This window comes from Pseudomonas sp. NPDC089406 (assembly GCF_044900265.1).
Taxonomy (GTDB): domain Bacteria; phylum Pseudomonadota; class Gammaproteobacteria; order Pseudomonadales; family Pseudomonadaceae; genus Aquipseudomonas; species Aquipseudomonas fakonensis.
In genome coordinates this window covers 65,070-86,434 of sequence record NZ_JBJDNC010000008.1, presented here as the reverse complement: position 1 = coordinate 86,434, position 21,365 = coordinate 65,070, and the positions used below count along the sequence as shown (strand labels likewise).

16 protein-coding genes are annotated in these 21,365 nt (G+C 64.3%); 10 read left to right on the top strand and 6 right to left on the bottom strand.

What is annotated here, in order from left to right:
* The first annotated feature begins 126 nt into the window (after nt 1-126).
* The 3 genes from ACI2KK_RS07990 to ntrC all read left to right on the top strand — a co-directional run bounded on the left by ACI2KK_RS07990 (nt 127) and on the right by ntrC (nt 3,449).
* The gene (locus ACI2KK_RS07990; protein WP_404668527.1) at nt 127-675 is read left to right on the top strand and encodes a chorismate mutase; all 549 of its coding nucleotides are present in this window, start codon (nt 127-129) and stop codon (nt 673-675) included.
* Between the two features lie 255 nt (nt 676-930).
* Nucleotides 931-2,016 carry a nitrogen regulation protein NR(II) gene (gene glnL / locus ACI2KK_RS07985; RefSeq protein ID WP_217840716.1) on the top strand — a complete coding sequence of 362 codons (1,086 nt, stop codon included), beginning with the start codon at nt 931-933 and terminating at the stop codon, nt 2,014-2,016.
* Nucleotides 2,013-3,449: a nitrogen regulation protein NR(I) gene (gene ntrC / locus ACI2KK_RS07980; protein ID WP_404668526.1), complete on the top strand. Its 1,437-nt coding sequence runs from the start codon at nt 2,013-2,015 to the stop codon at nt 3,447-3,449. Before glnL ends, ntrC begins: the two co-directional genes overlap by 4 nt.
* 505 nt (nt 3,450-3,954) lie before the next feature.
* Here ntrC and ACI2KK_RS07975 read toward each other — a convergent pair.
* Nucleotides 3,955-4,392, bottom strand: a complete 438-nt coding sequence (locus tag ACI2KK_RS07975; protein WP_404668525.1) for a hypothetical protein — start codon at nt 4,390-4,392, stop codon at nt 3,955-3,957.
* Between ACI2KK_RS07975 and trmL the strand changes: the two genes are divergently transcribed.
* Nucleotides 4,391-4,852 carry a tRNA (uridine(34)/cytosine(34)/5-carboxymethylaminomethyluridine(34)-2'-O)-methyltransferase TrmL gene (gene trmL / locus ACI2KK_RS07970; RefSeq protein WP_404668524.1) on the top strand — a complete coding sequence of 154 codons (462 nt, stop codon included), beginning with the start codon at nt 4,391-4,393 and terminating at the stop codon, nt 4,850-4,852. The two genes, ACI2KK_RS07975 and trmL, sit on opposite strands and share 2 nt — an antisense overlap.
* A gap of 166 nt (nt 4,853-5,018) precedes the next feature.
* Here the strand turns inward: trmL and secB are convergent, their stop codons facing one another.
* The 3 genes from secB to ACI2KK_RS07955 are packed head-to-tail and all read right to left on the bottom strand — an operon-like array spanning nt 5,019 to nt 6,211.
* Complete coding sequence (gene secB, locus ACI2KK_RS07965; RefSeq protein WP_217840721.1) at nt 5,019-5,501, bottom strand: protein-export chaperone SecB; 483 nt, start codon at nt 5,499-5,501, stop codon at nt 5,019-5,021.
* 40 nt (nt 5,502-5,541) lie between these two features.
* Entirely contained in the window at nt 5,542-5,796 is a 255-nt protein-coding gene (grxC, locus tag ACI2KK_RS07960) for a glutaredoxin 3 (protein WP_138220426.1), read from the bottom strand.
* 1 nt (nt 5,797) lies between these two features.
* The gene (locus ACI2KK_RS07955; RefSeq protein ID WP_217840722.1) at nt 5,798-6,211 is read right to left on the bottom strand and encodes a rhodanese-like domain-containing protein; all 414 of its coding nucleotides are present in this window, start codon (nt 6,209-6,211) and stop codon (nt 5,798-5,800) included.
* Between the two features lie 206 nt (nt 6,212-6,417).
* Between ACI2KK_RS07955 and gpmI the strand changes: the two genes are divergently transcribed.
* The 4 genes from gpmI (at nt 6,418) to ACI2KK_RS07935 (ending at nt 11,800) form a co-directional block, all read left to right on the top strand.
* On the top strand, nt 6,418-7,953 hold the full coding sequence (gene gpmI / locus ACI2KK_RS07950) for a 2,3-bisphosphoglycerate-independent phosphoglycerate mutase (protein ID WP_404668523.1): 1,536 nt from the start codon (nt 6,418-6,420) through the stop codon (nt 7,951-7,953).
* A gap of 357 nt (nt 7,954-8,310) precedes the next feature.
* Nucleotides 8,311-9,609, top strand: coding sequence for a peptidoglycan DD-metalloendopeptidase family protein (locus ACI2KK_RS07945; RefSeq protein WP_404668522.1), 1,299 nt, complete (start codon nt 8,311-8,313; stop codon nt 9,607-9,609).
* A gap of 85 nt (nt 9,610-9,694) precedes the next feature.
* Nucleotides 9,695-11,029: a S41 family peptidase gene (locus ACI2KK_RS07940; protein WP_217840725.1), complete on the top strand. Its 1,335-nt coding sequence runs from the start codon at nt 9,695-9,697 to the stop codon at nt 11,027-11,029.
* A gap of 9 nt (nt 11,030-11,038) precedes the next feature.
* The gene (locus ACI2KK_RS07935; RefSeq protein ID WP_404668521.1) at nt 11,039-11,800 is read left to right on the top strand and encodes a divergent polysaccharide deacetylase family protein; all 762 of its coding nucleotides are present in this window, start codon (nt 11,039-11,041) and stop codon (nt 11,798-11,800) included.
* Nucleotides 11,801-11,806: 6 nt separating this feature from the next.
* Here ACI2KK_RS07935 and ACI2KK_RS07930 read toward each other — a convergent pair whose 3' ends face one another.
* Nucleotides 11,807-16,480 (bottom strand): dermonecrotic toxin domain-containing protein, encoded by a 4,674-nt coding sequence (locus ACI2KK_RS07930; protein ID WP_404668520.1) that lies wholly within the window; start codon nt 16,478-16,480, stop codon nt 11,807-11,809.
* A gap of 176 nt (nt 16,481-16,656) precedes the next feature.
* Entirely contained in the window at nt 16,657-18,603 is a 1,947-nt protein-coding gene (locus tag ACI2KK_RS07925; RefSeq protein ID WP_369992308.1) for a BCCT family transporter, read from the bottom strand.
* A gap of 533 nt (nt 18,604-19,136) precedes the next feature.
* Here ACI2KK_RS07925 and betI point away from each other — a divergent pair.
* Both betI and betB read left to right on the top strand, forming a co-directional pair.
* Nucleotides 19,137-19,793, top strand: coding sequence for a transcriptional regulator BetI (gene betI, locus ACI2KK_RS07920; RefSeq protein ID WP_217840729.1), 657 nt, complete (start codon nt 19,137-19,139; stop codon nt 19,791-19,793).
* 38 nt (nt 19,794-19,831) lie between these two features.
* Entirely contained in the window at nt 19,832-21,304 is a 1,473-nt protein-coding gene (betB, locus tag ACI2KK_RS07915) for a betaine-aldehyde dehydrogenase (protein ID WP_404668519.1), read from the top strand.
* Nucleotides 21,305-21,365: the final 61 nt, after the last annotated feature.

Genomic DNA, 21,365 nt, shown 5'->3' with positions numbered 1-21,365 from the left:
AACCTCTGGAACGGCCTTCTTCGGAAGGCCGTTTTTGCTTGTTCGCACCATTGTTTCAGACGCATCCTACAAGCAGTCTGCCCGCTGCTGCCCAACACTGTGGTCTCCCGGTATAAGGAGATCATCATGCGCCAACCCCCTGCCCTGCTTACCCTGTGCCTGGCCCTTGCACTGTCAGGGTGCAGTGCCCCGCCCCCCTCCCACAGCGAATTCGCCCCCCTGCTCAGCGCCATCGAACAGCGCCTGGAGCTGGCCAGCTCGGTCGCACGGCACAAATGGGTGCACAACCTGCCGGTGCAGGCCCCCGCACGGGAAGCCGAGGTGCTGCTGCAGGTACGCGCCACTGCCGGCGACTACGGCCTGGCACCTGAGCGCGCCGAGGCGTTCTTTGCCGACCAGATCGAAGCCAACAAGCTCGTCCAGTACGCCCTGCTCGACCGCTGGCGCGCAAAGGGCCAGGCGCCGCAGCAAGCAACCCGCGACCTGTCCAGCGAGCTGCGCCCAAGGCTGGACAAGCTCCAGGGCTCGCTGTTGTTCGAATTGGGGAAAATCGACCACGAGCCACCTGCCGATTGCACAAGCAAGCTGGTGCAGGCGCTGGCCGAACGCACCCACGACCCGTTGCGCCACCTGGCCCTGGTTCGCGCCACCGGGCAGCTGTGCCGAAAACAGTGAGGCACGCAATGCTCTATATTGGTGCATGAATCTGTTCGTGCACCCGCCCTGCACACCAAAACGGGTCGCATGAAACGATAAATCAGTGAATTCTGAGCCGAATTTGCGCACTTCAAGGTCTTTATCAGGGAATTCCGCTTCTTTTCGGAGCCTTGGTTTGTTTCTTGCATTTTCCTCGCATCAGCGGATCCATAGCGCCCCTGCCCCGGGCATGCACCGGGGCAGGCAGGCGCCAAAAGAGGTCAACAACGCCTTATGACCATCAGCGATGCACAGCACCGTCTGCTTCTGGACAACCTGACCACGGCCACGCTCCTGCTCAACGCCGAGCTGCGCCTTGAGTACATGAACCCGGCCGCCGAGATGCTCCTGGCCGTCAGCGGCCAGCGCAGCCATGGGCAGTTCATCAGTGAACTGTTCACCGAATCGACCGAAGCGCTCAACTCGCTGCGCCAGGCGGTGGAGCAGGCGCACCCGTTCACCAAGCGCGAAGCCCAGCTGACCTCGCTGACCGGCCAGGCGATCACCGTCGACTACGCCGTGACGCCGATCCTGCACCAGGGCAACACCCTGCTGCTGCTGGAGGTGCACCCGCGCGACCGCCTGCTGCGCATCACCAAGGAAGAGGCCCAGCTGAGCAAGCAGGAAACCACCAAGATGCTGGTGCGCGGCCTTGCCCACGAAATCAAGAACCCGCTGGGCGGCATTCGCGGCGCGGCTCAGTTGCTGGCCCGCGAGCTGCCCAACGACGGCCTGCGCGACTACACCAACGTGATCATCGAAGAGGCCGACCGCCTGCGTAACCTGGTCGACCGCATGCTCGGCTCGAACAAGCTGCCATCGCTGGCCATGACCAACATCCACGAAGTGCTGGAACGCGTGTGCAGCCTGGTGGAGGCCGAAACCCAGGGCGGCATCACCTTGGTGCGCGACTACGACCCGAGCCTGCCCGACGTGCTGATCGACCGCGAGCAGATGATCCAGGCCGTGCTCAACATCGTGCGCAACGCCATGCAGGCCATCAGCAGCCAGAACGAACTGCGCCTGGGGCGCATCAGCCTGCGCAGCCGTGCGGTACGCCAGTTCACCATCGGTCATGTGCGCCACCGCCTGGTGGCGCGGGTCGAGATCATCGACAACGGCCCCGGTATCCCCGCCGAGCTGCAGGACACCCTCTTCTACCCCATGGTCAGCGGCCGCCCGGACGGTACCGGGCTGGGCCTGGCCATCACCCAGAACATCATCAGCCAGCACCAGGGGCTGATCGAGTGCGAAAGCCACCCTGGCCACACCGCGTTCTCGATCTACCTGCCGCTGGAACAAGGAGCCAACGCCTCATGAGCCGAAGTGAAACCGTCTGGATCGTCGATGATGATCGCTCCATCCGCTGGGTGCTGGAAAAGGCCCTGCAGCAGGAGGGCATGAACACCCAGAGCTTCGACAGCGCCGACGGCGTCATGGGCCGCCTGGCCCGCCAGCAGCCGGACGTGATCATCTCCGACATTCGTATGCCCGGGGCCAGCGGCCTGGACCTGCTGGCGCAGATCCGCGAGCAGCACCCGCGCCTGCCGGTGATCATCATGACCGCCCACTCCGACCTGGACAGCGCGGTGGCTTCGTACCAGGGCGGCGCCTTCGAGTACCTGCCCAAGCCGTTCGACGTGGACGAGGCGGTATCGCTGGTCAAGCGCGCCAACCAGCACGCCCAGGAGCAGCAGGCACTGGAAGTGCCTCAGGCCCTCACCCGTACCCCCGAGATCATCGGTGAGGCGCCGGCGATGCAGGAGGTGTTCCGCGCCATCGGCCGCCTGAGCCACTCCAACATCACCGTGCTGATCAACGGCGAGTCGGGTACCGGCAAGGAGTTGGTGGCCCACGCCCTGCACCGCCACAGCCCGCGGGCAGCGTCGCCGTTCATCGCCCTGAACATGGCGGCGATCCCCAAGGACCTGATGGAGTCCGAGCTGTTCGGCCATGAAAAGGGCGCCTTCACCGGCGCCGCCAACCTGCGGCGCGGGCGCTTCGAGCAGGCCGACGGCGGCACCCTGTTCCTCGACGAGATCGGCGACATGCCGGCCGACACCCAGACCCGCCTGCTGCGGGTGCTGGCCGACGGCGAGTTCTACCGCGTCGGTGGCCACGTGCCGGTGAAAGTGGATGTGCGCATCATTGCCGCCACCCACCAGAACCTCGAATCGCTGGTGCAGGCCGGCAAGTTCCGTGAGGACTTGTTCCACCGCCTGAACGTGATCCGCATTCATATCCCGCGCCTGGCTGACCGGCGCGAAGACATCCCGGCCCTGGCCCGCCACTTCCTCGGCCGCGCCGCCCAGGAGCTGGCGGTAGAGCCCAAGCTGCTCAAGCCGGAAACCGAGGAGTTCATCCGCAACCTGCCGTGGCCGGGCAACGTGCGCCAGCTGGAAAACACCTGCCGCTGGATCACCGTGATGGCCTCGAGCCGCGAGGTGCTGGTGGGCGACCTGCCGCCGGAGCTGCTCAACCTGCCATCGGACGCCGCGCCGGTCACCAACTGGGAGCAGGCCCTGCGCCAGTGGGCCGACCAGGCCTTGGCGCGCGGCCAGTCGAGCCTGCTCGACAGCGCCGTGCCCAGCTTCGAGCGGATCATGATCGAAACCGCCCTCAAGCACACCGCCGGCCGGCGCCGCGATGCCGCCGTGCTGCTGGGCTGGGGCCGCAACACCCTGACCCGCAAGATCAAGGAGCTGGGCATGAAGGTGGACGGCGCCGAGGATGATGACGGCGACGAGCACTGAGTTCAAAGCCGCCACACCGCCATCGCAGGGTTGCCAGGTGCTCGCCACAACCCTTGCAGCGTCTATGAGATCGAGCGCCGCGCGGGCGGCGCTCGATCTCATAGGCGCTAGAAAACTTTCGGCGAACCCCAGCCATTTCCAGCCCATGCACCGATCCTGTGCCTGCTGCACCTCGCGAAGGCACAAACCCCCTGCAAAACCGGCCACCCCCCCCTCAAAGCCCTTTATTTGCGGGCTTTGCAAAACTGGCACGCCCCCTGCAATAAGCAATACATCTCCAGTTTCGGGGGCCTCGGTACAGGCAGGCCGGGATATCCCCCTCTTTATTCGTAGCGACACCCGCTTCGGGGACCTTGGTACAGGCAGGCCAGGAAATCCCCTTTTTATTCGCAGCCATGCACCCACTTCGGGGACCCTGGTACAGGCAGGCCGGGAAATCCCCTTTTTATTCCAGCAACACCTGCTTTGGGGACCTCGGTACAGGCAGGCCGGGAATTCCCCTCTTTTATTCGTGCAGCCTCACCTGCACCTTCCAGCGCCCCGCGTCCTCTGCACCGGCCCACTCGCCACGCAGCGGGCGCGCGGCAATCACGGTCAGCAGCAGGCCTTCCTGGCTCTTCTGCAATCGCCACCCCACCGGCTTGCCCTGCAGCATCAGCTGCCCGCGCTGGCTCTTGCCCTCGGCCTGGAACACCACGGCCACGGTACCTTCGACATTCTCGCCATGCAGCGGTGGTTCTTCGTTGAACCACAGGTCCAACCCGTCCTGCACCACCACTACCTGCTCGAGCACCAGCTCGTCCGGCGCGGTCAGGCGGCCGATCATCAGGCCGACCATCACCCCGACCAGGGCCAGCGACAGGATCATTCGCGGCATGGCCTTCGAACGCACATCGGGTTCGGGGGTAGAATGCCCGTCATCTTCATGCTTGGAGCCGTGCATGTTTCACGTCATCCTTTTTCAACCAGAAATTCCGCCGAATACCGGCAACATCATCCGCCTGTGCGCCAACAGCGGCTGCGCCCTGCACCTGATCGAGCCGATCAGCTTCGAGTTGGACGACAAGCGCCTGCGCCGCGCCGGGCTGGATTACCACGAGTATGCCACGCTCAAGCGCCACGCAAACCTGGCCGCCTGCCTTGAAAGCCTCGGCAACTCACGGCTGTTCGCCTTCACCACCAAGGGCTCGCACCCGTTCCACGAAGTCGCCTATCAACCCGGCGATGCCTTCCTGTTCGGCCCCGAGAGCCGCGGCCTGCCGGCCGAGGTGCTGGACAGCCTGCCGGCCGAGCAGCGCCTGCGCCTGCCGATGCGCCCGGGCTGTCGCAGCCTGAACCTGTCCAATACCGTGGCGGTGACGGTGTACGAGGCCTGGCGGCAGAACGGCTTTGCCGGGAGCTGATCTTTAGCCTGTCATGGCCTCTTCGCGGGCAAGCCCGCTCCCACAAGGACTGCATCAACCTTGAAACCTGTGCAATACCTGTAGGAGCCGGCTTGCCGGCGATAGGGCCGGTACAGCCAACACAAAAAAAGCGCCCCGAAAGGCGCTTTTTTCATGACCGCTGCAATTACTGCACAGTCGGCGCTTCGCCAGCTTCCTGCATACGCTGCATCTCTTGCGCGTACAGGGCGTCGAAGTTGACCGGCGACAGCATCAGCGCCGGGAACGAACCACGGGTCACCAGGCTGTCCAGGGTCTCGCGGGCGTACGGGAACAGGATGTTCGGGCAGAACGCACCGAGGGTGTGGCTCATGGACGCTGCGTCCAGGCCCGAGATCAGGAAGATACCGGCCTGCTGCACTTCGGCAATGAAGGCGACTTCGTCACCGTTCTTGACGGTCACCGACAGGGTCAGCACCACTTCGTGGAAGTCGCCTTCCAGGGCTTTCTGACGGGTGTTCAGGTCCAGCGAAACGCTCGGTTCCCACTGCTGGCGGAAGATCTGCGGGCTTTTCGGGGCCTCGAACGAGAGGTCACGCACGTAGATGCGCTGCAGGGAGAATTGTGGGCCGTTGGCTTCGGCGGCGCCGTTGTTCTGTTGATCAGTCATGGCAGATCCTTTTCCTAATGTTCTTGAATGCAGTGCGAAATCAGGCCGCCAGCAGCGCGTCGAGCTTGCCGGCGCGCTCCAGGGCATAGAGGTCATCGCAACCACCGACATGCGTGCTGCCGATCCAGATCTGCGGCACCGAAGTCCGGCCGGCCTTCTGGCTCATTTCGGCGCGAACCTGCGGTTTGCCGTCGACCTTGATCTCCTCGAACGCCACGCCCTTGCTCTGGAGCAAGTGTTTGGCGCGCATGCAGTAGGGGCAGTAGTCGCTGGAGTAGACGATGACGGGCTTCATATCACTTCACCAGGGGCAGGTTATCGGCTTTCCAGCTGGATACGCCACCGCTGAGCTTGGCAGCGGTGTAACCAGCCTTGAGCAGCTCGCGGCAGATGGTGCCGGACTGCTGGCCCATCGCGTCGACGACGATCAGGGTCTTCTCTTTGTGTTTTTCCAGCTCGGCCATGCGGCTGACCAGCTTGTCCTGCGGGATGTTCACCGCACCGACGATGTGCCCGGCGGAATACTCCTTGGCAGGGCGGATATCGATCACCAGGGCCTTGTCGGCGTTGACCAGCGCGGTCAGCTGGCCGGTGCTCAGGCTCTGGCCGCCACGACGCACTTCGTTGATCAGCAGCAGTACCAGCAGAACGACGAAGATCGCCACCAGGATGAAGTGATCTGTCGCGAATTGAATCAGGTGAGCAACCATCGGGGGTGTTCCAGGCGATTGAAAATGGCGGCCAGTATACACAGCCCCCCATGACCGCCAAAGCCCGGCGGGCCGGTGGGATGGCAGGCTTCATGCTGCAATTCCTACTGCATTGGTCGGGCAAGGGGAGGAATATTCGCCGCAGGTGGCGTATTTGCCCTAAAATGCGTGTCTTTATCATCTTTGAACAACCGTGAGTTTGATTGATGACGAGTACGCCTAAACCCCTGGTTCTGATCATCCTGGATGGCTTCGGTCACAGCGAAAGCCCCGAATACAATGCCATCTACGCCGCCAACACACCGGTCTACGACCGCCTGCGCGCCACCCAGCCGCATGGTTTGATCTCCGGTTCCGGCATGGATGTCGGCCTGCCAGACGGGCAAATGGGCAACTCCGAAGTCGGTCACATGAACCTCGGCGCCGGCCGCGTGGTGTACCAGGACTTCACCCGCGTCACCAAGGCCATCCGCGACGGCGAGTTCTTCGAAAACCCGGTACTGACCGGCGCGGTGGACAAGGCCGTAAGTGCCGGCAAGGCCGTGCACATTCTTGGCCTGCTGTCCGACGGTGGCGTGCACAGCCACCAGGACCACCTGGTGGCCATGGCCGAACTGGCCGCGCAGCGTGGCGCCGACAAGATCTACCTGCACGCCTTCCTCGACGGCCGCGACACCCCGCCGCGCAGCGCCCAGTCGTCCATCGAGCTGCTCGACGCCACCTTCGCCAAGCTCGGCAAGGGCCGCATCGCCAGCCTGATCGGCCGCTACTTCGCCATGGACCGCGACAACCGCTGGGACCGCGTACAGGCCGCCTATGACCTGATCGTCGACAGCACCGCCGAATTCACCGCACCAACCGCCCTGGCCGGCCTTGAAGCCGCCTATGCCCGCGACGAGAGCGACGAATTCGTCAAAGCCACACGCATCGGTGATGCGGTCAAGGTCGAAGACGGCGATGCGGTGGTGTTCATGAACTTCCGCGCCGACCGTGCCCGCGAGCTGTCCCGCGTGTTCGTCGAGCCGGACTTCAACGAATTCCCCCGTGCGCGCCTGCCAAAAGTTGCAGCCTTCATCGGCCTGACCCAGTACTCGGCGAAAATCCCGGCCCCGGCCGCGTTCGCCCCGGCCAGCCTGGACAACGTGCTCGGCGAATACCTGGCGAAAAACGGCAAGACCCAGCTGCGCATTGCCGAAACCGAGAAGTACGCCCACGTGACCTTCTTCTTCTCGGGCGGGCGCGAGGAGCCGTTCGAAGGCGAAGAGCGCATCCTGATCCCGTCGCCGAAGGTCGCCACCTATGACCTGCAGCCGGAAATGAACGCCCCCGAAGTCACCGACCGCATCGTCGAGGCCATCGAGCAGCAGCGTTACGACGTGATCGTGGTCAACTACGCCAACGGCGACATGGTTGGCCACACCGGCGTGTTCTCGGCGGCGGTGAAGGCCGTCGAGGCACTGGATACCTGCGTCGGGCGCATCGTCGAGGCGCTGGCCAAGGTCGACGGCGAAGCGCTGATCACCGCCGACCACGGCAACGTCGAGCAGATGGAAGACGAAAGCACCGGCCAGGCGCACACCGCCCACACCACGGAGCCTGTGCCATTCATCTATGTCGGCAAGCGCAAGGTCAAGGTACGCGACGGCGGCGTGCTGGCCGATGTTGCACCGACCATGCTCAAGCTGCTGGGCCTGGAAAAGCCTGCCGAAATGACCGGCACCTCGATCCTGGTCGACGCCTGATCGCCGGCAAGCCGGCTCCTGCAGAACAAATCACAACTCGTTGATTCAACGAATACTCTGTAGGAGCGGCTTCAGCCGCGAACACCGGCGAAGCCGGTGCCATCTACCGCGGCGCCTGCTTCGCGGCTAAAGCCGCTCCCACAGGTGTCGCGGCGTTCTTGCGGCCGTCGTTCTCTGCGCAATAGCGCAGCCCAAGGGTCTGGGTGATCTCCCACAGGGGAATGCGCTCGCCGGCGATTGGCTCACAAAGCCGGTGAATTCCAGACAAACGCCCCGCCGCATCTGCCGCGGGGCGTTTTTTTTGCCGCGACGGGCGGGCATACTAGGCCGGTCTCCATCCCTGGTACGCCCAACCCCATGCTTCGCGCCCTTTTATTACTCGCCCTGTCATGCCTGCTCGCCCCGGCCTTCGCCGCCGACGATCGCGCACAGACCCAGCAGCAGCTGGACGCCACCCGCCAGGACATCGCCGAGCTGAAAAAGATGCTGGGCAAGCTCCAGGACGAAAAGTCCGGCGTGCAAAAAGACCTCAAGAGCACCGAGACCGACATCGGCAACCTCGAAAAGCAGGTGGAGGCGTTGCAGCAAGAGCTAAAAAAGACCGAGGGCGAACTGGAGCGCCTTGACCACGAGAAAAAAAAACTCCAGAGCGCCCGCGTTGAACAGCAACGCCTGATTGCCATCCAGGCCCGTTCGGCCTACCAGAACAATGGCCGCGAGGAATACCTCAAGCTGCTGCTCAACCAGCAGAACCCCGAGAAATTCGCCCGCACCCTGACCTACTACGACTACCTCAGCAAGGCCCGCACCGAGCAGTTGCGCGCCTTCAACGAGACCCTGCGCCAGTTGGCCAACGTCGAGCAGGACATCGGCCGCCAGCAAGAGCAGCTGCTCGCCCAGCAAGCCGACCTCGACAGCCGCCGCCAGGCCCTGGTCAGCGAGCGTGACAAGCGCCAGCAGGTGCTGGCCAAGCTCAACAGCGACCTGAAAGAGCGCGACCAGAAGCTGCAGGCCCGCGAACAGGACCAGGCTGACCTGGCCAAGGTACTGAAAACCATCGAAGAAACCCTCGCCCGCCAGGCCCGCGAGGCTGAAGAAGCCCGCCAGCGTGCGCTGCTGGCCAAGCAGGAAGAAGAAAAACGGCGCAAGGAGCAGGCCCTGGCTGCCGCCCGCGACGAACAACCCGAAGAACCCCCGAAAAAGGCCCGCACCACCCTGGGCCCGGTGGTTTCCAGCGACGGCGCCAACTATGGCGGTGCATTTTCTGCGGCGCGCGGAAAACTTCCATGGCCGGTCAATGGTCGATTGCTGGCACGTTTCGGTGATGCGCGCGGCAGCGATGCCCGAGCCAAGTGGGACGGGGTGATGATCAGCGCCAGCGCCGGCACCCAAGTGCGCGCCGTGCATGGCGGGCGCGTGGTGTTCGCCGACTGGTTGCGCGGCGCCGGACTTCTGGTCATTCTCGACCATGGCAACGGTTACCTGAGCCTGTACGGGCACAACCAGAGCCTGCTCAAGAGCGCCGGCGACGTGGTCAAGGCCGGTGAGGCCATCTCCACCGTCGGCGACAGTGGCGGCCAGGACAGCGCCGGGTTGTACTTCGCGATTCGCCAGCAGGGCCGGCCCGCCGACCCTGCGCAATGGTGCCGAGGCTAGGTACCGACTACTTTTACGGCGCGGCGATCGATAACCGCGCCGATGCTCCCCCGGGGGCGCCAACAGGATCAGGAGTTCGTTCGACATGCTGCACTCGCCTCGCCTCACCCAGCTGGCCCTGACCATCGCCCTGGTCATCGGCGCGCCCTTGGCCATTGCCGCCGAGCCGGCCAAGCCAGCCGTCGCCGCCAAGCCGGCCGCGGTACCGGCCACCGAGGTGACCGCCAAGGCACCGCTGCCGCTGGAAGAGCTGCGCACCTTCGCCGAGGTGATGGACCGCATCAAGGCCGCGTACGTAGAGCCGGTGGACGACAAGACCCTGCTGGAGAATGCCATCAAGGGCATGCTCAGCAACCTTGACCCGCACTCCGCCTACCTTGGCCCGGAGGACTTCCAGGAGCTGCAGGAAAGCACCAGCGGCGAGTTCGGCGGCCTCGGCATCGAAGTGGGCCAGGAAGACGGCTTCATCAAGGTGGTCTCGCCCATCGACGACACCCCGGCTTCGCGCGCCGGCGTGCAGGCCGGTGACCTGATCGTCAAGATCAACGGCGCCCCGACCCGCGGCCAGACCATGACCGAGGCAGTCGACAAGATGCGCGGCAAGGTGGGCGACAAGATCACCCTGACCCTGGTACGCGACGGCGGCACGCCGTTCGACGTGACCCTCACCCGCGCGGTGATCCAGGTCAAGAGCGTGAAGAGCCAGCTGCTGGAGAACGACTACGGCTACATCCGCATCACCCAGTTCCAGGTCAAGACCGGCGACGAGGTGGGCAAAGCCCTGGCCAAGCTGCGCAAGGATAACGGCAAGAAACTGCGCGGCGTGGTGCTGGATTTGCGCAACAACCCGGGCGGCGTGCTGCAGTCGGCCGTGGAAGTGGCCGACCACTTCCTCACCAAAGGCCTGATCGTCTACACCAAGGGCCGCATTGCCAACTCCGAGCTGCGCTTCTCGGCCGACCCTGCCGACGCCAGCGAGGGCGTACCGCTGGTGGTGCTGATCAACGGCGGCAGCGCCTCGGCCTCGGAAATCGTCGCCGGCGCCCTGCAAGACCAGAAACGCGCCGTGCTGATGGGCACCGACAGCTTCGGCAAGGGCTCGGTACAAACCGTGCTGCCGCTGGCCAACGACCGCGCCCTGAAGCTCACCACCGCGCTGTACTTCACCCCCAACGGCCGCTCGATCCAGGCCCAGGGCATCGTCCCGGACATCGAAGTGCGCCCGGCCAAGCTCACCGCCGAAGCCGACAACGACACCTTCAAAGAGGCCGACCTGCAAGGCCACCTGGGCAACGGCAACGGCGGCGCCGACCGCCCCACCGGCAGCAGCAAGCGCAAGGAACGCCCGCAGGACAACGACTTCCAGCTGAGCCAGGCGCTGAGCCTGCTCAAGGGCCTGAACATCACCAAGGGCGATTGACCTGCGGCCATGCGTTATCTGTTGTTTCTGCTGTGCTGCCTGTTGGCCGGCGCCCTGCAAGCGGCGCCGGCCAACAAGGCCTACCTGAGCCTCATCATCGATGACCTGGGGCAAAGCCCCGAACGCGACAGCCGCACTCTCGCGCTGCCCGGGCCGGTCACCCTGGCGATCATGCCCGACACGCCCCACGCCACCGACTTCGCCCGCCAGGCCCACAAGGCCGGCAAGACGGTGATCCTGCACATGCCCATGGACCCGGCCACCGGCCCCTACGCCTGGCACCCCGGCATCCCCATCGAAGAACTGGGCAAGCGCCTGGACAGTGCACTGGCCAAGGTGCCTTACGCCGCCGGCATCAACAACCACATGGGCAGCCGCATGACCTCCCAGCCCGAGCCCATGGCCTGGCTGATGGGCGAGCTGCAGCGCCGCCACCTGTTCTTCGTCGACAGCCGCACCAGCGCCGCCACCGTGGCGGCGGCCAAGGCCCAGGACATCGGTCTGGCCCATGTCTCGCGGGACGTGTTCCTGGACGATGTGCGCACCCCTGAAGCCATTACCGCGCAGTTGCAGCAAGGCATCGCCCTGGCACGCAAGCAGGGCTCGGCGGTACTCATCGGCCACCCCTACCCGCAAACCCTGGAAGTGCTGGAACGCGAACTGCCCCGGCTGAAAAGCCAGGGCATCGAGTGGATACCGATCAGACAGATGATCGCCCAGCGCGGCAACCAGGCCATGCCCGCCCATGGCAGCCATGGCCGCTACCGCTGAGCCGGCTCAGTCGAAGGGGATGATGCCCTCCACCTGATCCATCCGCAGGTCGCCACGGTAGATCGCCAGCAGCACGCCCTGGCTGCCGGCCGCAGCGAACTGTGCCTGGCGGCCAAGCTTACGTTGCGACCACAGCTTCAGATGGCCCTTGCTGAACGACCGGCCTGGCGTGTCCTGCGCCGGGTAATGGAAATGCACCTCCCACAAGCCCACGCCCTGCGCCTTGCCTGCCGCGGGTATGCGCCGCACCTCGTAGACATCCAGGTAATCGTTGCCGGCCAGTGCCTTGCGCCTCCCGGCGCGTTGCACCGTCACCTGCCCCTGCTCCACCAGAAACCGCAAGCTGGCGGCGGTGGGGTTGCTGGTGGTGAGGTACAGGGAGGTCAGCAGGTCGCCGCGTACGGTCTCCAAACGCTCGATGCCCTCCTGCAGGCGGTCGAGCAGAGGCTGCTCTTTTTCTGTGCGCGGCAGGGCCGCCAGGCTTTCCTTCAGCCGCTCGACATGCCCTTCGATCACGCAGGTCAGGCCCACCGGCTGGTCCTTCTGCAGGTATTGCTTGGCCAGGGCGATCACCGACTCGACCTTGTCGAGCAGGCGCCGGGCATTACCCCGCTCCTTGCCGATATCCACCTGCAACGACTCCTTGGCCGAGGCGGGTGTCTCTTCGACCCAGCCCTGCCCTTGCTGGCGGAAGGTCTTCAGCAGCTGCCCCTCGTCGCCACGCTGCTCCAACACCGTAGCCCCGTCACGCTGCGCTTCCACGCCCACCACGCTGCGCCCCTTCGACGTACGCACCACATGGCGCCTGCCGCCACGCGGGCGGTAGAGTACCGGGCGCTGGGGCCTTGCCTGGTGCTGGTCATGGCCCTGCTCCTGGTGCTGCTCCTGCACGCAGTTGGCCAGCTCCCGCTCGGCGGCGTCGACCAGGCCGACCAGTACCTTGCGATACTGCAGCAGATTCTGCAGCTGGATGATCTCCCCACCTGTCTCCGTCAACAGCAGCGCTGCCGCCTCGGACTCGGCATAGGTCTCCAGCACACTGGTGAGCACCTCGGTGCGTTGGCCAATATCCAGCTCGCCACTCGGCACTTCGCCGTGGGCCGCAAGCGCACTGCGCAAATCGTCGCTGATCAAGGCGTGCTCGGCCTGCTTCAAGATCAGCTCGTCGGTGTCGGCCAGGCGGTCGATGCTCAACTCGCCAAGGTCTTTGAGCAGATGCGCCTGCAGGTCGATCCCGGTGGCGCCACGCTGGCGAATCAGGTCTTTCAACCAGGCGTCCTTGTTGACCCGCGCTCCGTCGTTAGAGGTGAAAACCAGTGCGTCGTCCTTGATGCAGTCGGCCAGCACTTCGTCGAATGACACGGACATGTCGACCAATTGCGTCTCCCAGCCGGCCACCCGTTGCAAGACCGCCCTGAACGCCCGGTAGGTCGCCACTTCAGCGTCGCTGCGCGGGTTGATCAGAATGTCTTTTGCCATTTCGACCATGTTTTCGGCGTTGATCAGGTCGGTCAAGTAGTTGTACCGCGCCTGGAAGTACTCGATGAGCTGATGCTGGGTGGTATTGCGCTGGACCTTGATCGCCTCGGCCATCGCAGCGGAGGGGTTGCCGGCCTTGGCCCTGGCACTGAGCCGGTTCTGCTCCAGGTAGTTGTCGATGACCGCTTTCAGGTCGTCGGCCGCCTTCTCCTTGAGCAAGTTGACCATCTGCCTGGCCTGCTCAAGCTGCTTGAGCTGTAGCGCGTCAGGCTCAGGGACCTGCTCGAGCTCCTGGACCTTGTTCAACGTGCCAAGCAGCATGTCGCTGTGTTTCTGCAGCGTGGCACCCAGCACCTTGGCCTCACTGGCGAGTTGGTTATCCTCGTCGCGAATCTTCCGCTCGACGGCTTCCCTGTCCGCCCTTTTCTTCTGAACCCGGGACATCATCCCGCCATGCAACCCAGTGTCGATACACCAGCCACGTCCATCACTGACCACCCAGGGCCCGTGCTCCCCAAGCCCGGACACAACGCGGACCCCGGCATCGCTGGCCTCCACCTGAAAGACATGACCGGCCAGCGGTACGTAGTGTTTGCCGGCTACCGGGTAAAGGCCGGACGCGTCAGGCTTGACGCTCTCCAGATCGACGTTCGCACGTAAGGCCATCAGCTTCGTGCGCAATTGCGGCGTCAGCACGTTGCTCCCGGACACGCCGCGCCAGCTGAAATCCATCACTCTGCCCGCCTTTTCCGGCAAGGGGCCCGGCAGGCCGACACTGCCGCGGGTCACCCTCGGTTCGGCGGCACCCACTACCGAAGGCAGTACTGGCAAGCCGTCAAAACCAACGCCCTCAGGCACCCGCGTGACAGCGGGTGGCTCGCTGCCAGGCAAACGCGCATGCATCAGCACCATGGCAGCGTTCAGCAGCAGGTCGACCACCGCCGAGCTGCGTTCGAATGCATCGCCTTCGCGCAAGGCCTGCACATCCTGCTCGACTGCGAGCACGCCCTGTACCAGCCAGGCCACTGTAGCCACCGGCCCGCGCAGCAGCAGGTTCACAGCCTGGAAGACCAGCCAGGCGCCCTCCTTGAGAATCGCCCAGCGGCTTTCGGCGGTTGAGGTCGACTCGCGGTCCGCCAGCTCCACCAGCAGGTCGCGGTTGGCCAGGTACATCTGCTCATCGACATCGGTGCGCCAGAAGCTCGCGGCAAAGGTGGCCGGCTTCACCGGCTCGGGCAAGGTCGAAGTGTCGACGATGGGCCGGCCCAAGTGCGGTTCGCTGAAACCACCGTGGTCGTATACCTTGCGCGCTTCAGGCGTGAGCCAGGTCAGGATGCTGTCCTGCAGCGCCTGCTGTTCGCGGATAGCCGCCATCAAGGCCTTCAGGTTGGCGAACTCGGTCAATGCCGCGGCCGGGTACAAGGGCCGGTACAACAGCACGGTTTCACGCTCTGCCGCAAACAGTACGAACATGCCGTGTACCCGGTCCCGCACCTTGGTACCTGGCTCCCGGGCGAATGCCAGCGGCATCAGCATGATTTCCGGGAGCCGGGCATCTACCCGCCCCCGGCAATAGTCGACCACGCACTGCAAGCCGTTCTCGCTCAGGCTGCCGTCGAGCCTGGCGCCCAATGCACTGAACAACAGCGAGCAGCGCCACTCCCGGGCAAACCGTCGGCAACGCTCGTCGCGCGTGGCCGGCGCATCGAGCAAGGACTTCACGTAGCCCGGGTAATGCCCACCGATATCGACACGCTCGACCAGGCCCTTCACATAATCAGGTGTCATCCAGCCCATGATCAGTTGCCCACTGCCATGGCTGATCGATGTGAGCACCCAGCCCTCCAGAGAGGCCAGGTTGCCGATGGCGAATTCGGTAAGGGTCAGCTTTCGGGTCTGGGTCACGCCATCGCCGGTACCCGTCCCTTCCCCGCCCGGCACGCCCAGTGAGCGGGTCAGGGTGAGGTCGAGGTCATCGGCGTAGTAGTTGGCCTCGATCGGATAGTCCTCGAGCATTTGCCTGCGCAGGCGCTCGCGGGTGTAGGTGCGCAAGTCCTGCACCTGCTCCAGCGCCGACAGCCCGGCTGACTGGGCCTGGGCCAACGCCAGGTCGAACAGCCCGCATTGTACGGCGAAGCTGTCGACAGCGCGTGCCTGCTGGTGGGCCTGCGGGAACTCAATGCTTGCAGGCGGCTCGACCAGGTAGCCTGCGATGAACACACCCGAAGGGTCGCTCAACGCCGCGAACGATCGCTCCAGGGCGGCCACATCGGCGCACTGCCCGTAGCGCGCGAGCAGCACGTCGTCCAGCAAGCGTTCCAGCAGTACTGCGACCTGCTGGGCAAACACATCGCCCTCCAGTGCATGGCAATCCCAGGTGAGGCTGTCGAACTGGTGCTGCCAGCTCAGCGCCTGTTGCAGCCCCGCAGCAAAGCTGGCATCCGAGTCGAAGGCGGCAATCACACTGGACGGCGAGCACCAGAGCAAAAACTGGCGCTCGTCGCGCTCGGCGCGCAGCAACAGGTTTGGCAGCAGGCGGCGGACAGTGGCATCACCACGGGTCAACTGCACCTCGACCAGGCACACCGGCGGCAGTTGCGCGCCCCCTTGCAGCAGGCCATGCACACACGCTGCCTGCTGCTCGTCCAGCCCCTGCAAGGGCAGGTTCTGCAACAGCGCCTGCTTCAACAGCTGCTGCAGCCATTGATCACGACTCACCCCCAGGCTCCCCGGCGCCGACCAGTAGCGAATCTGCGCCTGGCAGAAAGACTCCAGCAAGGCATCAAGCGCTACCTGAAGCTGGCCGAGCACCGGCTGGATCGATACCGCCCCGTACGGCTGGAGTTCGCCTTTGCTGTCAGTGAACACGTAGGGTGGCGCCACCACGACCATGAAGTCGCCTGCACCATCGCCCAGCGAGGCCAGTGTCCTGCCCTGGCACAGGGCATCAAGCAGCGTTTCGAGCAATGGTTGTCGCGACCAACGCGGATAGAACGTTGCCGAGCCCTGCTGGGAGAGGCCGGGGATCAACAAAGTCAGTGCTTCGGCGTCGGGCAGGCTCAACTGCTGGATAGTGGTCGAGTGGCCATTGAGTATTGGTAAGACGCTGTCGCTCAAGACCTGGCGTAACCTGGGGCGAGCCGCGAACTCAAGGGCGACGGCCTGCTGGAAGTCCCTGGCGGGGGAAGAAAGGTGGGGCATGGAGGCTTCCTCAAAAGATGAGCGAAAAGCTTGCTCAAGCAGAGGCGGGAGCCGGTGGCAGATATTGCTATGCCAGCGCACCGCAAGGCCCGCCGGGCTCCATCAAGTAACGCAACCCTGAAACAAAAAGGGCCCGGTTCTTGCGAACCGGGCCCTTCTGGCACCTCAGCACAGCATCAGCTGTACACACGCCCCAGCAGTTGGCGTTGGCTTTCGAACTGATCCAGCACGTCACGCACGATCTGCTCGCGGGTGAAGCCCATCAGGTCGTACTCCTGGCTGCCATCGTGCAGGTACACCTCGGCGCGGTAGAAGCGCTGGCGCACTTCAGGCTCACCTTCCACCGGCGCCTCGCTCGGCGCGGCCAGGTAGCCGTCCAGGCACACTTCGTAGACGAACGGGTTGCCCTCTTCCATCATCACCCGCAGGCCCATCATGTTGCGCGACTGGCCTACGCGGGTTTCCACTTCGAAGCCCAGGGTGCCCAGTTGCTCGGCGGCTTCTTTCAGCGCCGGGCTGACCTGCTTGTCCATGAAGCGCTGCACCAGCGCCTGGGTCGGCTGCAGGTCCAGCTGGCTCAGCCGCTCGCTGAAGCCGCGCCGGCCACGGGCGGCCAGCTCGGCACGCTCGTTCTCCACCGCCGTGTCCTGCTTCATGGCCTTGAGCAGGCCGAACATGAACAGCACCAGCACCACCGAGAACGGCAGGCCCGCCAGCACCACCATGGTTTGCATGGCCTCGAAGTTACCGGCAAACAGCAGGCCGATGGTCACCAGGGTGATCACCACCGACCAGAACACCACCATCCAGTGCGGGGCGTCTTCGTCCACCTGGCCGCCTTTGCACGACAGGTTGGCCATCATCACCGCGCCCGAGTCGGCCGGGGTGAGGAACAGCACGAAGCCGACGAAAATCGCCACGCCAATGACGATCTTGGCCGCCGGGAAGTATTCCAGCAGCTGGTAGATCGACATCGAGGGCTGCTCGAGCGCGGTCTTGCCCAGCTCCACGGCGCCGTGGTTCATCACCAGGTCCAGGGCGGTGTTGCCGAAGATCGACAGCCAGGCCAGGGTGAAGCCCAGCGGGATCAGCAGCACGCCGCTGACCAGCTGGCGCACGGTACGGCCCTTGGAGATACGGGCAATGAACATACCCACGAACGGGCCCCAGGAGATCCACCAGGCCCAGTAGAACACGGTCCACAGGCCCAGCCAGCGCTCGGACTTGTCGCCTGCGCCTTCGTACACGTACAGGTCGAAGGTCTTGAGCACGAAGCCGTTCAGGTAATCACCGACGTTCTGCACGAAGCCGTTGAACAGGTGCAGGGTGTTGCCAGCCAGCAGCACGAAGATCAACAGGCCGCTGAACAGCAGGATGTTCAGGTTGGACAGGCGGCGGATGCCGTTCTCCACGCCCGACACCGCAGCGACGGTGGCAACGCCGGCCATCACCAGGATCACCACCAGCAGGTTGGTCTTGCTGTGGTCCATGCCGAACAGGTACTCAAGGCCCGAGGCCACCTGCATCGAGCCGATACCCAGGTTGGTCACCAGGCCCAGCAGGGTGACGAACATGCCGAAGATGTCCACCGCGTTGCCACCGGCGCCCTTGACCCAGCGCTCGCCCACCAGCGGGTACAGCGCCGAGCGCAGTGCCAGCGGCTGGTTGTGGCGGTAGGCGAAGTAACCCACGGCCAGGCCTACCAGGGCGTAGATCGCCCAGCCGTGCAGGCCCCAGTGCAGGAAGGTCAGCTGCAGGCCCTGGCGCGCAGCTTCGAGGCTGGCCGGGGTGCCTTCAGGCGGGTTGAAGTAGTGGTCCAGCGGCTCGGACGCACCAAAGTACAGCAGCGAAATACCGATGCCGGACGAGAACAGCATGCCGGCCCAGGCGCCGTAGCTGAAGTCGGGGGTATCGTCCTTGCCACCGAGCTTGAGCTTGCCGAAGTCGGAGAAAGCCAGGTAGATGACGAACAGCAGGTAGCTGCAGATCACCAGCATGTAGTACCAGCCGAAGGTGCGGGTCAGCCACTTCTGGGCGACACCGAGCACTTCGCCGGCGGTTTCAGGTACAGCGATCAGCAGGGCAGTCAGAACGAGGATCATCATCGCTGAGGTGAAGAACACCACGCGGTTGACCCGTACCCGCTCGGCGGGGGGCTTTGTCAGGGAGGCAGAACTCATTGCACGAATGCTCCGGGGAGTGCGGCAGTGGAGGCTAATCAGTCATTTCCCGCGCAATTGGTGCAATAGCCCCACTGCTACAGGTGTTATAAAAGCACCCTGGAAACCGTGATCCCGAATCGAAACGCTGCAAAAAAGCAGACCGGTGAGCCGTGTTCGAGCTGCGCAATCCGTCAGAAGTGCGCGCATTCGCCACAGCCGCCAGGCCCGCTCCAAGGGCCGACCGCGCAGCCTGTGACCGCGCGGCAGAATCTGCCTTTGCATCGCCCGTGCCCGTCAACGCCTTGTATTCCGGGGGTTACGCGATTTCCTGGGGTGCCAATCCGTGCTTCTTTGACCGCCTGAAAAACTGTCAATGGCACAAATTGTCGCAGAGCTTATTCTTTATTGATTGAACGTTCAATCAAAACAAAATAGACTGGCCTTCGCCGAGTCAGCCGCTTGTCGTCTGCTCGTAGGCCTGAGGAGAAAGCAAGATGCCCAAGGTCGGTATGCAACCCATCCGCCGCCAGCAGTTGATCGAAGCCACCCTGCAGGCGGTCGATCAGGTGGGGCTGGGGGACGCCAGCATTGCGCTGATTGCCCGTTTGGCCGGTGTGTCGAACGGCATCATCAGTCACTACTTTCAGGACAAGAACGGCCTGATCGCAGCGACCATGAGCTACATCATGAAAATGCTCAGCGACGGCGTTGTCGCACGCCGCGCAGCACTTGAGGACGATGGCCCGCGAGCCCACCTGCAGGCAATCATCGAGGGCAACTTCGATGCCAGCCAGGTGAACGGCCCGGCAATGAAAACCTGGTTGGCCTTCTGGGCCTCCAGCATGCACCAGCCGTCTTTGCACAGGTTGCAGCGGATCAACGATCACCGCCTGTATTCCAACCTGTGCTGTCAGTTCCGCCGCGCCCTGCCGCTCTACCATGCGCGCAAGGCAGCCCGCGGCCTGGCAGCCCTGATCGACGGCCTGTGGTTGCGTGGCGCCCTGTCGGGAGATGCATTCGACACCGAACAGGCAATACGCATCGCTAACGAATACATGGATCTACAACTGGCTAAACAGCAGACCCTGGGCACACAAGACCAGGCCGCTGCCAAGCCGCGCGCAGCCACCAGCCAACCGGCGGGGGCGTGACGCGGCAGCCAACCACACACTGCACTTGCGAGGACTTTATGGCCCGTTTCGGAACGCAAAAACTCTACATTGATGGCGCTTACGTCGACGCTGGCAGCGATGCCACCTTCGAGGCCATCAACCCGGCCACCGGCGAAGTCCTCGCCCACGTACAGCGTGCCACCCAGGCCGACGTCGAAAAGGCCGTTGAAAGCGCCGAGCGCGGCCAAAAAGTCTGGGCCGCCATGACCGCCATGCAGCGTTCGCGCATCCTGCGCCGCGCCGTCGACATCCTGCGTGAGCGCAACGACGAACTGGCCCAGCTGGAAACCCTGGACACCGGCAAGTCGTACTCCGAAACCCGCTACGTCGACATCGTCACCGGCGCCGACGTGCTGGAATACTACGCAGGCCTGGTACCGGCCATCGAAGGCGAGCAGATCCCGCTGCGCGAATCGTCCTTCGTCTACACCCGCCGCGAGCCGCTGGGCGTGACCGTGGGTATCGGCGCCTGGAACTACCCGATCCAGATCGCCCTGTGGAAATCCGCCCCGGCCCTGGCCGCCGGCAACGCGATGATCTTCAAGCCTTCGGAAGTCACTTCGCTGACCACCCTGAAACTGGCCGAGATCTACACCGAAGCGGGCCTGCCGAACGGCGTGTTCAACGTGTTGACCGGTAGTGGCCGTGAAGTCGGCACCTGGCTGACCGAGCACCCGCGCATCGAGAAAGTCTCGTTCACCGGCGGCACCACCACCGGTAAAAAGGTCATGGCCAGCGCCTCGAGCTCCTCGCTCAAGGAAGTCACCATGGAACTGGGCGGCAAGTCGCCACTGATCATTTGCGCAGACGCCGACCTGGACAAGGCCGCCGACATCGCCATGATGGCCAACTTCTACAGCTCCGGCCAGGTGTGCACCAACGGCACCCGCGTGTTCATCCCGGCCTCGATGAAAGCGGCCTTCGAAGCCAAGATCGCCGAGCGCGTTGCGCGTATCCGCGTCGGCAACCCGGAAGACGAGAACACCAACTTCGGCCCGCTGGTCAGCTTCCAGCACATGGAAAGCGTGCTCAGCTACATCGCCAAGGGTAAAGAAGAAGGTGCCCGCGTACTGTGCGGCGGCGAGCGTCTGACCGCCGGTGATTTCGCCAAGGGCGCCTTCGTTGCCCCGACCGTGTTCACCGATTGCTCCGACGACATGACCATCGTCAAGGAAGAGATCTTCGGCCCGGTGATGAGCATTCTGTCCTACGAGACCGAAGAAGAAGTCATCCGCCGCGCCAACGACACCGAGTACGGCCTGGCCGCCGGCGTGTGCACCAACGACATCACCCGCGCCCACCGCATCATCCACAAGCTCGAAGCCGGTATCTGCTGGATCAACGCCTGGGGCGAATCGCCAGCCGAAATGCCGGTCGGCGGCTACAAGCAGTCGGGCGTCGGCCGTGAGAACGGCGTCAGCTCGCTGGCTCAATACACTCGCATCAAGTCGGTCCAGGTCGAGCTGGGCGGCTACAACTCGGTTTTCTAAGCCGCGTATAGCCACGCCCGTGCCGCTGCGCACGGGCGTTCCCGCCCCCTGATCACCGCCA

Coding starts and splice junctions, on each gene's coding strand:
- ACI2KK_RS07990 (WP_404668527.1), top strand. CDS start 127: ATGCGCCAACCCCCTGCCCTGCTTACCCTGTGCCTGGCCCTTGCACTG.
- ACI2KK_RS07975 (WP_404668525.1), bottom strand. CDS start 4,392: ATGCACGGCTCCAAGCATGAAGATGACGGGCATTCTACCCCCGAACCC.
- ACI2KK_RS07935 (WP_404668521.1), top strand. CDS start 11,039: ATGCGTTATCTGTTGTTTCTGCTGTGCTGCCTGTTGGCCGGCGCCCTG.
- grxC (WP_138220426.1), bottom strand. CDS start 5,796: ATGAAGCCCGTCATCGTCTACTCCAGCGACTACTGCCCCTACTGCATG.
- ACI2KK_RS07940 (WP_217840725.1), top strand. CDS start 9,695: ATGCTGCACTCGCCTCGCCTCACCCAGCTGGCCCTGACCATCGCCCTG.
- ACI2KK_RS07945 (WP_404668522.1), top strand. CDS start 8,311: ATGCTTCGCGCCCTTTTATTACTCGCCCTGTCATGCCTGCTCGCCCCG.
- secB (WP_217840721.1), bottom strand. CDS start 5,501: ATGACTGATCAACAGAACAACGGCGCCGCCGAAGCCAACGGCCCACAA.
- betB (WP_404668519.1), top strand. CDS start 19,832: ATGGCCCGTTTCGGAACGCAAAAACTCTACATTGATGGCGCTTACGTC.
- ntrC (WP_404668526.1), top strand. CDS start 2,013: ATGAGCCGAAGTGAAACCGTCTGGATCGTCGATGATGATCGCTCCATC.
- ACI2KK_RS07930 (WP_404668520.1), bottom strand. CDS start 16,480: ATGCCCCACCTTTCTTCCCCCGCCAGGGACTTCCAGCAGGCCGTCGCC.
- glnL (WP_217840716.1), top strand. CDS start 931: ATGACCATCAGCGATGCACAGCACCGTCTGCTTCTGGACAACCTGACC.
- trmL (WP_404668524.1), top strand. CDS start 4,391: ATGTTTCACGTCATCCTTTTTCAACCAGAAATTCCGCCGAATACCGGC.
- ACI2KK_RS07955 (WP_217840722.1), bottom strand. CDS start 6,211: ATGGTTGCTCACCTGATTCAATTCGCGACAGATCACTTCATCCTGGTG.
- betI (WP_217840729.1), top strand. CDS start 19,137: ATGCCCAAGGTCGGTATGCAACCCATCCGCCGCCAGCAGTTGATCGAA.
- gpmI (WP_404668523.1), top strand. CDS start 6,418: ATGACGAGTACGCCTAAACCCCTGGTTCTGATCATCCTGGATGGCTTC.